Here is a 13,460-nt window from a genome sequence, read left to right on the forward strand (position 1 = left end):
GCGTGAGCCGCATCGGGGTCGCCTTCGACAAGGCGCGGGCGGACGGCCGGGCCGTGCTGGTCGGCTGCATGCCGGCCGGTTTCCCGACCGTCGAGGGCAGTATCGCCGCCATGAAGGCCATGGTCGAGGCGGGCGTGGACGTCATCGAGGTGGAGATCCCGTACTCCGATCCGGTGATGGACGGCCCGGTCATCCAGAAGGCGAGCGACATCGCGCTCGCCGGTGGCGTCCGCGTCGCGGACGCGCTGCGCGTCGTCGAGGCGGTCGCCGCGACCGGGGCGAGCGTGGTCACCATGACCTACTGGAACCCGATCGAGCAGTACGGCGTCGACGCGTTCGCCCGCGACATGGCCGCCGCCGGTGGGACCGGCCTGGTCACCCCGGACCTGATCCCCGACGAGGCCGCCGAGTGGCTGGCCGCTTCCGACGCGCACGGCCTGGACCGGACGTTCCTGGTCTCACCGTCCTCGACCGACGCGCGGCTGCGGATGACCGCCGAGCACTGCCGCGGCTTCGTCTACGCCACCGCGATCATGGGCGTCACCGGCGCCCGGGCGCAGACCTCCGAGGCGGCCCCGGTCCTGGTCTCCCGGCTGCGCGAGGTCACCGACATCCCGGTCGGCGTCGGGCTGGGCGTGGGCACCGGCGCGCAGGCCGCCACCGTCGCCGGGTACGCCGACGCGGTGATCGTGGGCAGCGCGCTGGTCCGCTGCGTGCTGGACGCCCCGGACCAGGCCGCCGGCCTGACCGCGCTGCGCAAGCTGAGCGCCGAACTGGCCGAGGGCGTCCGCAACCCGGCCCGCTGACCGCCTGCTCGCCACCTGCTTGATCGACTCCACTTCGCCGAGCTGGCGTGGTCCAGGACGCCGGGATACCGCCACTTCGCCGAACTGGTGTCGATCAAGCGAGCGGGCGGTCAGCGGCTACTGCTGTCGACCTGCTCGGAGGCGCGCTGGCCGGGCGGGGCGGGCTGTCCGTCGCCGGGTGGCGTGAGCGCGTCGGCGGCGGTCGTGTGCCGCAGCACGCCGGCGCGGCCGGCGAGCGCGTCCGCGATCGCCGCGCGCGTCGTGGGGGTCAGCACGTCGGGCAGCTCTTGCGGCGGCCACCACCGAGGCAGGCACCCGGTCGCCGGTTCGCCCGCCGGTCCGGCGTCGGCCGGTCCGGCGCGGAACACGTGCACCAGCACGTCTGGGCGCGCGCCGCACCGCCCGGCCGATGGGGCGGGCACCGGTGGACCGGTGACCCGGTAGAGGCCGACCAGGTCGGCCGGCGCCACCGCCCAGCCGGTCTCCGTGCGGACCGCCCGGACGACGGCATCCACCGGGCTCTCGTCGTGGCGCAGCCGCCCGCCCGGCAGGCCCCAGCGCCGGGCCCCCTCGGACCGGCCGCAGAGCAGCAGCCGCCCGGATGCGTCGGTGACGACAGCGGCGGCCGCCCAGGTGAGCGGGCTCATGGACAAACAGCCTACGACCGTGCAAACCAGAAGTCATCCGACCCGCGCGGCAGGCGGCCCGGGGTGCCGCGCACACAGTCCGCACCGGTACCGTGTGCACCCGTGACCCTCGCCCCGATGACCCCACTGGCGGCCATGCCCAGCCCCAGCACCGCCGTCTGGCAGCTCGGTCCGGTTCCGATCCGGGCGTACGCGCTCTGCATCATCCTCGGCATCGTGGTGGCCTGCGTGGTCACCGAGTACCGGCTGCGCCGCCGCGGCGTCGCTCCGGGCGCGGTGCTCGACATCGCTGTCTGGGCGGTGCCGGCGGGCATCATCGGCGCGCGGATCTACCACGTGATCACGTCGCCGGAGAAATACTTCGGCGCCGGCGGCGAGCCGATCAAGGCGCTCTACATCTGGGAGGGCGGGCTCGGCATCTGGGGCGCGGTGGCCGGTGGCGCGGTCGGCGCGTGGCTGGCCGCCCGGCAGCTCGGCATCCCGTTCCCGGTGATCGCCGACGCGCTGGCGCCCGGGCTGCCGCTGGCGCAGGCCGTGGGCCGGCTGGGCAACTGGTTCAACAACGAGCTGTACGGCGGGCGCACCACGCTGCCCTGGGGTCTCGAGGTGCACGTGATGGACCCGGACAACCCGGGCCACGCGCTGCGCGACGACGCCGGCAACCCGGTGCTCCAGCCGGGGCTCTACCATCCGACTTTCCTCTACGAGGCGCTCTGGAACGTCGGCGTCGCCGCGCTGGTGCTCTACCTCGACCGCAAGCTGCGGCTCGGGCGCGGCCGGGCGTTCGCGCTCTACGTGATGGGCTACACGGCGGGCCGGTTCTGGATCGAGCTGATGCGCACCGACGAGGCGAACCTGATCCTCGGCGTACGCCTCAACGTCTGGACCGCCGCGCTGGTCTTCCTCGGCGCGCTCGCCTACTTCATCCGGGTCCGCGGCCCGCGCGAATACCTGGTGCCGGTGGGCGAGCCGGCCCCCGCCGCCGGCCCGGCCGGCGACGTGTCCCAGGTCGACCTGTCCGCCCGGGAGGCCGCCGCGCGGCCGGCCCCGCCCGAGGGCTACCGGGTGGTGAGCGAGGAACAGTTCGACGCGTACCGGAAGACCGGCGTGCTGCCCCCGGTGGAGCCGGCGGCCGACGACGACCGGCCGGAGACCCCCGGCGGTGCCACCGACGGCGACGCGGAGCAGGCCGACCGCACGGACACCGACCCCGTGGCCACCGACGGCGCCGACGCGGACGGCACCGACGCCGACCCGGAACGGACGGACGCCGAGCGGACGAACGCCGGCCGGGCCGACGGCGGGCGCCCGGCGGACCGGGACAGCTGAGCGGGGGAGTCATGCGCAGCGCGGTGGTGGTCGGCGCCGGCCTCGGCGGGATGGCGGTGGCCGGCGTGCTGGCCCGCTCGGGATGGCAGGTCACGCTGCTGGAACGCGCCGACCGGGTCCGGCCGGAGGCGACCGCCGTGGTGCTCTGGCCCAACGGGGTACGCGCGCTGCGCGCCCTCGGGCTGGGCGACGGGCTGGACGCGATCGCCACCCCGCTGCCCGACGGCGGCGTGCGCCGCCCGGACGGGCACTGGCTGGTGCAGGCCCGGTCCACCCCGGCCGAGCGGATGCCGGTGGTGGTGCACCGGGAGGACCTGCACGACGCGCTCATCGCCGGCCTGGGTGACCGGGTCGAGCTGCGTACCGGCGTGAGCGTGCGGACGGTGCGCGCCGCGTCCGGTGAGCGCCCGGCGGTGGGCGACGGCCGGCACACCTACGAGGCGGACCTGGTGGTGGCCGCCGACGGCACCGACAGCGAGATCCGCCGGCAGTTGGCGCCGGAGACCTCGGTGGTCAGCTCCGGGTGCGCGGCGTGGCGGGCGGTCATCCCCTGGTACCGGGCCCCGCAACTGCCCGACGACCAGCCGCTGCAGGGGGAGACGCTGGGCGCCGGCTACCGGTTCCTGGCCGCCTCGCTCGGCGAGCGGGGCAACGCCGGGGCGTCCCGCCGGGGCGGCGTCTACTGGGTGGCCACGGCGGCGGGCGCGCCCCGCCCGGAGCCGCCCGAGGTCCAGCTCGCGCTGCTCAAGCGCTGGTTCGCGGGCTGGCCCGCGCCGATCGGCACGCTGCTGGACGCGACCGACCCGGACGACGTGGTGCAGCAGGAGATCCGCGAGCTGCGTCCGCTGCCGAAGGCGTACGGCTTCCCGGCCGGGCCGGGCGGCGTGGTGCTGCTCGGCGACGCGGCGCACGCCATGCCGCCGCACCTCGGCCAGGGCGCCTGCCTGGCGTTCGAGGACGCGGCGACGCTGGCCGGACTGCTACGGGAGTCGCGGCTGCCGGACGCGGTGACCGCGTACGACAGGCTGCGCCGGCCCCGCGCGGCCACGATGGTCCGGCAGACCCGGCGGATGTCGGCGGTCCTGCAGGCCCGGGGCCGGCTGGCGCTGCGCGCCCGCGACGCCGCCCTCGGCACGATCAGCCCGCGCCTGCGCAACACGGCCGCCGCGGCGGCCGCCGCCTGGCAGCCGCCGTCCTGACCTCCGCCGCGGCGGCCTCAGATGACGGCGGCGGGCTCGGCGATGCAGGCGGTGCCGATCCGGCGGAACCCGACCCGCAGGTAGACCCGGGCGATGTCCTCGCTGCCGGCGCTGAGGAAGATCAGGTCGGTGCCGGCGGCCCGCAGTTCCCGAGCGAGGGTGGCGGTCACCGCCGCGCCGAGGCCGCGCCGCCGCGCGGACGGCAGCGTGGCCACCCCGGCGATCTCCGCCACGTCGCCGACCCGCATGGCCATGCCGCCGGCGAGCGCGCCTTCCTCGGGCGTGGCGGCGAGCACGGAGATGCGCCGGCCGTCGGCGACCCGGGTCGCCTCCTCCTCCAGCGCGGCCACGTCCAGCCCGGAGACGGTGGCGTCCCGCTCGGCCGGTCCGGCCTCGCCGCGCGCGGTGCCGCCGTTGGCGAAGCCGACCGCGGCGACGGCCCGCCGCAGCGCGATGTCCGCGGCGAAGCCCGCGTCGCCGGGGTCCAGCACCCGCACCGGTACGTCGCTGAACGTTCCCGGTTCGGGCAGGCGCTCCGGTTCCAGCAGCATCAGCGGCGCCTCCAGCACGCTCAGCCCGGCCGAGCGGGCCACCGCCAGCAGCTCCGGTTGGTGCTCGTGCACCCATTCGAACGCCTCCGGCAGGCCCAGTTCCTGCTGCCGGGTGCGTACCGCGTTGACATCGGCGAGGGTGGGGTGCTCGGTGGCGTCGAGCCGGGGCCGGGCGTAGAACGGCCATCCGGGGCCTTCCCGGACGAAGAGCACCAGGGCGCCGTACTCCTCGGTCCGGGCCCCGTCGCGGGGCACCGCGTCGTAGAACCGCTCCAACCGGTCGAGTACGTCAGCGCGTGCGAGATCCACCGCGCGAGACTACATGTCCCAGCATCTGGAAGTGTGATCAATCTGAACTGGCCTTGCGCCGGAAGCCCTAACGTAGACTCAATAAACCGCAGAGGGCCGACGTCGTCCCCATCATGATCCATCCTGAGTGACGACAGGAGGCCCGGTGGCCTTTCCGTACCCTCACAGCCCGCAGTCGGCCCCACCGGCGACCGGGCTCTACGACCCCGCGTACGAGCATGACGCCTGCGGTGTGGCCTTCGTGGCCGACCTGCACGGGCGGCGCTCGCACCAGGTCGTCGCGAACGGCCTCGGGGCGCTGTGCCGGCTGGACCACCGGGGCGCCCGGGGCGCGGAGCACAACACCGGGGACGGCGCCGGCATCATGATCCAGGTGCCGGACGCGTTCCTGCGCGCCACCGTCGACTTCCCGCTGCCCCCGGCCGGCCAGTACGCCACCGGCCTGGTGTTCCTGCCCGACGACGACGCGGCCGAGACCCGTGCCCGCCAGGTGGTCGACAAGTACGCGCTGGTCGAGGGCGCCGACGTGCTCGGCTGGCGCGAGGTGCCGACCGACCCGTCCGGCCTGGGGGAGACGGCGCTCGCGGCGATGCCCCGGGTCCGGCAGCTCTTCGTGGCCGCGCGCCGGCTGACCGGCTCGCCGGCCGGCCCGGCCGGTTCCCCGCTGACCGGGCTGGACCTGGACCGGGTGGCGTTCTGCCTGCGCAAGCAGGTCGAGCGGGAGACCGCCGAGCGGGGCGTGCCGGCGTACTTCCCGTCGCTGTCCGGCCGCACCATGGTGTGGAAGGGCATGCTCACCCCGGACCAGCTTCCGGAGTTCTACCCGGAGCTGACCGACGAGCGGGTGGTCAGCGCCATCGCGCTGGTGCACTCGCGCTTCTCCACGAACACGTTCCCCTCCTGGCCGCTGGCGCACCCGTACCGGTTCATCGCGCACAACGGCGAGATCAACACGATTCGCGGCAACCGCAACTGGATGCAGGCCCGCGAGGCGCTGCTGCGCAGCCCGAACCTGCCCGGCAACATCCGCCGGGTCTTCCCGGTGTGCACCCCGGCCGCGTCCGACTCGGCGAACTTCGACGAGGTCCTGGAGCTGCTGCACCTGGCCGGGCGGAGCCTGCCGCACGCGGTGCTCATGATGATCCCCGAGGCGTGGGAGAACGACCCGGACATGCGCGCCGACAAGCGCGCCTTCTACCGCTTCCACGCCAGCCTGATGGAGCCGTGGGACGGCCCGGCCTCGGTCGCCTTCACCGACGGCGAGATCGTCGGCGCGGTGCTCGACCGCAACGGGCTGCGCCCGGGCCGCTGGTGGCACACCGCCGACGGGCTGGTGGTGCTAGGCAGCGAGGCGGGCGTGCTCGACCTGGACCCGTCCACCGTGATCGCCAAGGGCCGGCTCCAGCCGGGCCGGATGTTCCTGGTCGACACCGTCAACGGCCGGATCGTCTCCGACGACGAGATCAAGACCGAGCTGGCCGCCGAGCAGCCGTACCAGGAGTGGCTGCACGCGGGCCTGATCGAGCTGGACGACCTGCCGGCCCGCGAGCACATCGTCTACACCCACGACTCGGTACGCCGCCGCCAGCAGGTGTTCGGCTACACCGAGGAGGAGCTGAAGATCCTGCTCGGCCCGATGGCCCGCAGCGGCGCGGAGCCGATCGGCTCGATGGGCACCGACACGCCCATCGCCCCGCTGTCCACCCGGCCGCGGCTGCTCTACGACTACTTCCATCAGCTCTTCGCGCAGGTCACCAACCCGCCGCTGGACGCCATCCGGGAGGAGCTGGTGACCAGCCTGGCGTCCACCATCGGGCCGGAGGGCAACCTGCTCGACCCGGGTCCGGCGAGCTGCCGGCAGATCGTGCTGCCGTACCCGGTGATCGACAACGACGAGCTGGCCAAGATCCTCTCCATCGACGAGGACGGCGACCTGCCCGGCTTCAAGGCGGTCCGGGTCTCCGGTCTCTACCGCCTGCGCGACGGCGGCGCCGGCATCAAGGCCCGGCTGACCGAGATCTGCCGGCACGTCTCCGAGGCGATCGAGGACGGCGTACGCATCCTGGTGCTCTCCGACCGGGACTCCAACGCCGACCTGGCCCCGATCCCGTCGCTGCTGCTCACCGCCGCGGTGCACCAGCACCTGGTACGCGAGCAGACCCGCACCCAGGTCGCGCTGATCGTCGAGTCCGGCGACTGCCGCGAGGTGCACCACGCGGCGGTGCTGATCGGGTACGGCGCGGCGGCGGTCAACCCGTACCTGGCCTTCGAGTCGGTCGAGGACATGATCTCCACCGGCGTGCTGGCCGGCGTCGACCGGGTGAAGGCGGTCCGCAACTACGTCAAGGCGCTCGGCAAGGGCGTCCTGAAGATCATGTCCAAGATGGGCATCTCGACCGTGTCGTCGTACTGCGGAGCGCAGGTCTTCGAGGCGGTCGGCCTGGAGACCCGCCTGGTCGACAGGTACTTCCGGGGCACGCCGAGCACCATCGGCGGCATCGGGCTGACCGAGATCCACGCCGAGGTGGCGGCCCGGCACGCGCGGGCCTGGCCGGCGCCCGGCGTGCAGGCCACGGACCGGCTGGAGGTCGGCGGCGAGTACCAGTGGCGCCGCGAGGGCGAGCTGCACCTGTTCAACCCGGAGACCGTCTTCCTGCTCCAGCACGCCACCCGCAGCCGCCAGTACGACGTGTTCCGGCAGTACACCGCGAAGGTCGACGAGCTGGCCGCGCAGGCCGGCTCGCTGCGCGGGCTGTTCACGCTGCGCACCGGCGTACGTCCGCCGGTGCCGCTGGACGAGGTCGAGCCGGCCAGCGAGATCGTCAAGCGCTTCGCCACCGGCGCCATGTCGTACGGGTCGATCTCGGCGGAGGCGCACGAGACGCTCGCCATCGCGATGAACCGGCTCGGCGGCAAGTCCAACACCGGCGAGGGCGGCGAGGACGTCGAGCGGCTGCACGACCCGGCGCGGCGCTCCGCGGTCAAGCAGATCGCCAGCGGCCGCTTCGGCGTGACCAGCGAATACCTCGTCAACGCCGACGACCTCCAGATCAAGATGGCGCAGGGCGCGAAGCCCGGCGAGGGCGGGCAGCTACCCGGCAACAAGGTCTGGCCGTGGATCGCCCGGACCCGGCACGCCACCCCCGGTGTCGGCCTGATCTCCCCGCCGCCGCACCACGACATCTACTCCATCGAGGACCTGGCCCAGCTCGTCCACGACCTGAAGTGCGTCAACCCGGCCGCCCGGGTGCACGTCAAGCTGGTCAGCGAGGTCGGCGTGGGCACCGTCGCAGCGGGCGTGGCCAAGCTCAAGGCCGACGTCATCCTGATCTCCGGCCACGACGGCGGCACCGGCGCGTCCCCGCTCAACTCGCTCAAGCACGCCGGCACCCCGTGGGAGCTGGGCCTGGCCGAGGCACAGCAGACGCTGCTGCTGAACAAGCTGCGCGACCGGGTCACCGTGCAGGTCGACGGCCAGCTCAAGACCGGCCGGGACGTGCTGATCGCGGCGCTGCTCGGCGCCGAGGAGTTCGGCTTCGCCACCGCCCCGCTGATCGTCGAGGGCTGCGTGATGATGCGGGTGTGCCACCTGGACACCTGTCCGGTCGGCATCGCCACCCAGAACCCGGTGCTGCGCGAGCGCTTCACCGGCCGCCCCGAGTTCGTGGAGAACTTCTTCCTCTTCCTCGCCGAGGAGGTCCGCGGCTACCTGGCCGAGCTGGGCTTCCGCAGCATCGACGAGGCGATCGGGCACACCGAGCTGCTCGACGTGGCCGGCGCGATCGACCACTGGAAGGGCCACGGGCTCGACCTGAGCCGCGTGCTGCACCTGCCCGAGCTGCCCGAGGGCGCGGCCCGCCGGGGCGTACGCGCCCAGGACCACGGCCTCGACGCGGCGCTGGACAACCGGCTCATCGAGCTGGCCGGGCCGGCGCTGCGGGAGCGCACCCCGGTCCGGGTCGAGGTCGAGGTGCGCAACGAGCACCGCAGCGTCGGCGCGATGCTCGGCGGCGAGGTGACCCGCCGCTTCGGCGGCGCCGGCCTGCCCGACGACACGATCGAGTTCCTGCTGCGCGGCACCGCCGGCCAGTCGTTCGGCGCGTTCCTGCCGCGCGGCGTCACGCTGCGCCTGCACGGCGACGCCAACGACTACGTCGGCAAGGGACTGTCCGGCGGACGCATCGTGGTGCGGCCGGACGCCGACGCGCCGTTCGTCGGCGTGGACGCCGCGCCCGGCCGCCGGGCCGAGGACCAGATCATCGCCGGCAACACCATCCTGTACGGCGCGACCGGCGGCGAGGTCTACCTGCGCGGCCGGGTGGGGGAGCGGTTCGCGGTCCGCAACTCCGGCGCGGTGGCGGTGGTCGAGGGCCTCGGCGACCACGGCTGCGAGTACATGACCGGCGGCACCGTCGTGGTGCTCGGGCCGACCGGGCGCAACTTCGCCGCCGGCATGTCCGGCGGCACCGCGTTCGTGCACCGGCTCGACCGGCGACTGGTCAACACCGAGCTGGTCGACCTGTCGCCGCTGCGCGACGAGGAACGCGACCGGCTGCACGAGCTGGTCCAGCGGCACTTCGCCGAGACGGACTCGGCGGTCGCCGAGGACCTGCTCAAGCGCTGGCCGCAGGCGGTGGAGGAGTTCACCGCGGTGGTGCCCCGGGACTACCGCCGGGTCATGGAGATCATGCGGGCCGCCGAAGCCGCCGGCCGAGACGTCGACGACGCGGTGATGAGCGCCCTCTCGCCCGCGCCGGTACCGCCCGCGCCCCGGGCGGTCGCCCAGGAGGTGGCTCGTGCCTGACCCGAACGGTTTCCTGCGCTACGACCGGCGGCTGCCGGCCCGCCGTCCGGTGCCGGTGCGCATCTCCGACTGGCGGGAGGTGTACCCGCCGGCCGGTGAGGAGCTGATCCGCGAGCAGGCCACCCGGTGCATGGACTGCGGCATCCCGTTCTGCCACGACGGCTGCCCGCTGGGCAACCGCATCCCGGACTGGAACGACCTGGTCCGCACCGGCAACTGGGACGCGGCGGTGGACTCGCTGCACGCCACCAACAACTTCCCCGAGTTCACCGGCCGGCTCTGCCCGGCGCCGTGCGAGGCGGCCTGCGTGCTCGGCCTGGGCGGCCAGCAGCCGGTCACCATCAAGCAGGTCGAGGTGGAGATCGCCGACGCGGCGGTGGCCCGCGACGGCCTGCGGCCCCGGCCCGCGTCCGTGTCCACCGGCCGGTCGGTGGCCGTGGTCGGCTCCGGCCCGGCCGGGCTGGCCGCCGCGCAGCAGCTCGCCCGCGCCGGTCACACGGTCACCGTGTACGAGCGCGACGACGCGATCGGCGGCCTGCTCCGCTACGGCATCCCCGACTTCAAGCTGGAGAAGCAGCACATCGACAAGCGGCTGGCCCAGCTCACCGCCGAGGGCGTGCGGTTCCGCACCGGCGTCGAGGTCGGCGTCGACGTGACCGCCGAGCAGTTGCGCGCCGAGCACGACGCGGTGCTGCTCGCCTGCGGCGCGTTGCAGGGCCGGGACACCCCGGAGACGCCGGGCCGGCCGCTGCGCGGCGTGCACCAGGCGATGGCGCACCTGGTCGCCGCGAACCGGGTGGTGGCCGCCGCCGGGGACGGGAAGCCCGCCCCCGCGACGCTGCCCGACGGTACGCCGATCGACGCCGCCGGCAAGCACGTGGTGATCATCGGTGGTGGCGACACCGCCGCCGACTGCCTCGGCGTGGCGCACCGGCAGGGCGCGGCCGGCGTACACCAGCTCGACCTCTACCCGGAGCCGCCGACGGAGCGGGACGCGGCGCGGGACCCGTGGCCGACCTGGCCGTGGGTGCTGCGCAACTACCCGGCGCACGAGGAGGGCGGCGAGCGGGTCTTCGCCGTCGCCGTGCAGGAGTTCGTGGACGACGGCACCGGCCAGGTCCGCGCGGTCCGGATCGCCGAGGTGACAGTGGAGAAGGTGGACGGTCGCCGCATCGTCACCGCGCTGCCCGGCTCCGAGCGCGAGATCCCGGCCGACCTGGTGCTGCTCGCCATCGGCTTCGAGGGCACCGAGGAGCAGCCGCTGCTGGCGCAGTTCGGGGTGACCCGCAACGGCCGGGGCGCGATCGACTCCGGCCCGGACTGGCAGGCCACCGACGGCGTCTTCGTCGCCGGTGACATGCACCGGGGCGCGTCGCTGATCGTCTGGGCGATCGCCGAGGGACGCGCCGCCGCGGCGGCGATCCACACGTACCTGGGCGGGGTGGGCGACCTGCCCGCCCCGGTCGACCCGGCCCGCCAGCCGCTCGCCGCCAGGTGAAAGGAAGGGCCCCCTCTTAACGCCTCAGGTAGAGGAGGGGGCCCTTCTTAACACCCGCCGCCGCCGCGCGGCCGTCCGGGAAGGGTGGCCCAGGTCATGCCGGACGGGGCCCCGGCGGTACGACGACCGTCGTTAGGCTGCGGCCATGGACGTCGAGGTACGCCTGCGGCGCATCCGCCGCTGGCTCTGGCTGGTGGTGGCGGGGCTCTTCCTCAGCGGGGTGACCGCGTTCCCGCTGGAGGTCGAGGTGCGCTGGCTGCTGGCGGCGTCCGACCCGCTCGCCGGGCAGTTTCCGGCGCTGGTCGACTGGATCGAGCGGGTCCACGTCGGACTGGTGGCGGCCGGCGAGGACTACCCGTTCCTGCGGTACGGCACCGACTGGCTGGCCTTCGCGCACCTGGTGCTCGCGGTGGCGTTCTGGGGGCCGCTGCGTGACCCGGTCCGCAACGTCTGGGTGGTCCAGGTCGGAATGATCGCCTGCGCCGGCATCGTGCCGCTGGCGGTGATCTGCGGTCCGATCCGGGACATCCCCTGGTTCTGGACGCTCGTCGACCTCTCGTTCGCGGTCGGCGCGTTCCCGCCGCTCTGGTTCGCCTACCGCCACATCCGCGCGGTCGAGGCGGCACAGCCTTGGACGGCGCCGACTGCGGCACCCGTGCCGACCGCCGGTTGACCGGCCGGCCGGGCCGCCCCCGTCGTGGGGGAGCGGCCCGGCCGGCGCCCGGTCAGCGGCCGAGCAGGTCGTGCGCCGCGCGGATCTTCGTCCACGAGGCCGGCTGCGCCGGTGCGGCGCTCGTCCGCGCGGCGGCGGTCACATCGGGCCGGCCGGGCGTGAACAGCCAGGTGGTGAACACCGCGTCGAGGTCCCGTCCGGAGATCCGCTCGGCGAGCGCCTGGAACTGCGCGACGGTGCCGTTGCCGTACTGCCGCTTGGCCGTCCAGGTACGCAGGATGCGGAAGAACGCGGCGTCGCCGACGGCGAGCCGGATCTGGTGCAGCGCCATCGCGCCCCGGTCGTAGACGGCGTCGTCGAAGATCCCGCTCGGGCCCGGGTCGCCGGGGCGCACCTGCCAGAACTCGGAGTCGGCCGGGTAGCTGTCGTAGGTGAAGTCGAACAACTCCTGCGCGGTGCCCTCGCCCTGCTCCTCGGACCAGAGCCACTCGGCGTACGAGGCGAAGCCCTCGTTGAGCCAGATGTGCCGCCAGTCCGCCACCGACACCGAGTCGCCGAACCACTGGTGGGCGTTCTCGTGCACCACCACGTACGGGTTGGCGCCGCGCCGCCAGAAGCCGGGGCCGTACACCGGGCGGGTCTGCGTCTCCAGCGCGAAGCCGATGCCGTCGACCGGCCCGGCCACGCCGCCCTGCGCCTCGAACGGGTACGGGCCGAACAGCCCGCTCTCCCAGTCGACGATCTCGGCGGTGCGTTCGATGCTGGCCCGCGCGGCGGGCAGGCGCTCGCCGAGCGTGGTGCTGTACGCGTTCACCACCGGCTGGCCGTTCGGCGCGACGTCGGTGACGATGTCGTACTGCCCGATGGCCAGGAACGCCTGGTACGTGGCGCCGGGCTTGACGCTGCGCCAGCTCCACCGGGTGCGGTTGCCGGCCTCGGGCAGCGGGTCGCGCGGCTGCACGCCGTTGCTGATCACCTCGACGCCGGTCGGCACCGAGACGGAGATGTCCCAGGTGGCCTTGTCCTTCGGGTGGTCGTTGCTCGGGTACCACCACCAGGCCGACTCGGGCTCGTTGACGGCGAGCGCCCCGTCGGCGGTACGGGTCCACGCCGTGTAGCCCTGGACCGTGGTCTGCGACGGCACGCCCGCGTACTTCACCACGACGGTGAGCTGCTGCCCCTTGGTCAGCGGCCGGGCCGGGGTGATCACCAGCTCGTGGTCGCCGGCCCGGGTGTACGTGGCGACCCAGCCGTTAACGCGCACCGACTCGACGGCAAGGACGAAGTCCAGGTTGAACCGGGACAGGTCCTTGGTGGCGGTGGCCAGGATCGTGGTGGTGCCGGTGAGCCGGTCGGTGGCCGGCTCGTAGCGTAGCCGGATGTCGTAGTGCCCGACGTCGTAGCCGCCGTTGCCGTAGTCGGGGAAGTAGCTGTCACCCAGCCCGGGGCTGCCGGGCGTCGGGGTGGCCGCCGCGGGTTGCGGCCGGCCCCATCCGGCCGGGGCGGCCTGGCCGGGTGATCCGGTCACTGTGGTGCCGGCCGCGGTGAGGGTCAGGGCGGCGATGGCCGCCGTGAGTGCGCGTCGCACGGGGGACTCCCTCCGTCGGGTGTCGTCACCGCCAAGCTAATCGACGCATGTGAACG

The 13,460-nt window shown here is 74.2% G+C and carries 9 protein-coding genes; 6 read left to right on the forward strand and 3 right to left on the reverse strand.

Going from position 1 to position 13,460, the window contains the following annotated elements; translation table 11 throughout:
- Positions 1-2 precede the first annotated feature (2 nt).
- Positions 3-806, forward strand: a complete 804-nt coding sequence (trpA, locus tag O7542_RS04475) for a tryptophan synthase subunit alpha (protein WP_043329522.1) — start codon at positions 3-5, stop codon at positions 804-806.
- Positions 807-916: 110 nt separating this feature from the next.
- Here trpA and O7542_RS04480 read toward each other — a convergent pair whose 3' ends face one another.
- Positions 917-1,453 carry an NUDIX hydrolase gene (locus O7542_RS04480; protein ID WP_281605734.1) on the reverse strand — a complete coding sequence of 179 codons (537 nt, stop codon included), beginning with the start codon at positions 1,451-1,453 and terminating at the stop codon, positions 917-919.
- Positions 1,454-1,555: 102 nt separating this feature from the next.
- On the opposite strand from O7542_RS04480, the gene lgt reads away from it, so the two are divergent.
- Together lgt and O7542_RS04490 are read left to right on the forward strand one after the other, a co-directional pair.
- The gene (gene lgt / locus O7542_RS04485) at positions 1,556-2,782 is read left to right on the forward strand and encodes a prolipoprotein diacylglyceryl transferase (RefSeq protein ID WP_281605735.1); all 1,227 of its coding nucleotides are present in this window, start codon (positions 1,556-1,558) and stop codon (positions 2,780-2,782) included.
- An 11-nt stretch (positions 2,783-2,793) separates the two neighbouring features.
- Complete coding sequence (locus tag O7542_RS04490; RefSeq protein ID WP_043329527.1) at positions 2,794-3,981, forward strand: NAD(P)/FAD-dependent oxidoreductase; 1,188 nt, start codon at positions 2,794-2,796, stop codon at positions 3,979-3,981.
- A 17-nt stretch (positions 3,982-3,998) separates the two neighbouring features.
- Here the strand turns inward: O7542_RS04490 and O7542_RS04495 are convergent, their stop codons facing one another.
- Positions 3,999-4,841, reverse strand: a complete 843-nt coding sequence (locus O7542_RS04495; RefSeq protein WP_069089046.1) for a GNAT family N-acetyltransferase — start codon at positions 4,839-4,841, stop codon at positions 3,999-4,001.
- A gap of 145 nt (positions 4,842-4,986) precedes the next feature.
- On the opposite strand from O7542_RS04495, the gene gltB reads away from it, so the two are divergent.
- From gltB to O7542_RS04510, 3 genes are all read left to right on the forward strand, one after another.
- On the forward strand, positions 4,987-9,645 hold the full coding sequence (gltB, locus tag O7542_RS04500; RefSeq protein ID WP_281605736.1) for a glutamate synthase large subunit: 4,659 nt from the start codon (positions 4,987-4,989) through the stop codon (positions 9,643-9,645).
- Positions 9,638-11,143, forward strand: a complete 1,506-nt coding sequence (locus O7542_RS04505; RefSeq protein ID WP_281605737.1) for a glutamate synthase subunit beta — start codon at positions 9,638-9,640, stop codon at positions 11,141-11,143. Before gltB ends, O7542_RS04505 begins: the two co-directional genes overlap by 8 nt.
- A gap of 145 nt (positions 11,144-11,288) precedes the next feature.
- Positions 11,289-11,816, forward strand: a complete 528-nt coding sequence (locus O7542_RS04510; RefSeq protein ID WP_113972517.1) for a hypothetical protein — start codon at positions 11,289-11,291, stop codon at positions 11,814-11,816.
- A gap of 52 nt (positions 11,817-11,868) precedes the next feature.
- Here O7542_RS04510 and O7542_RS04515 read toward each other — a convergent pair whose 3' ends face one another.
- Complete coding sequence (locus O7542_RS04515; protein WP_281605738.1) at positions 11,869-13,404, reverse strand: M1 family metallopeptidase; 1,536 nt, start codon at positions 13,402-13,404, stop codon at positions 11,869-11,871.
- Positions 13,405-13,460: the final 56 nt, after the last annotated feature.

The organism is Micromonospora sp. WMMC264, from assembly GCF_027497275.1.
In the GTDB taxonomy this organism is placed as follows: Bacteria; Actinomycetota; Actinomycetes; order Mycobacteriales; family Micromonosporaceae; genus Micromonospora; species Micromonospora chalcea.

Bases quoted from the DNA above. Each gene is read 5' to 3' on its own strand.
- O7542_RS04480 (WP_281605734.1), bottom strand. From the start codon at position 1,453: ATGAGCCCGCTCACCTGGGCGGCCGCCGCTGTCGTCACCGACGCATCC.
- O7542_RS04490 (WP_043329527.1), top strand. From the start codon at position 2,794: ATGCGCAGCGCGGTGGTGGTCGGCGCCGGCCTCGGCGGGATGGCGGTG.
- O7542_RS04510 (WP_113972517.1), top strand. From the start codon at position 11,289: ATGGACGTCGAGGTACGCCTGCGGCGCATCCGCCGCTGGCTCTGGCTG.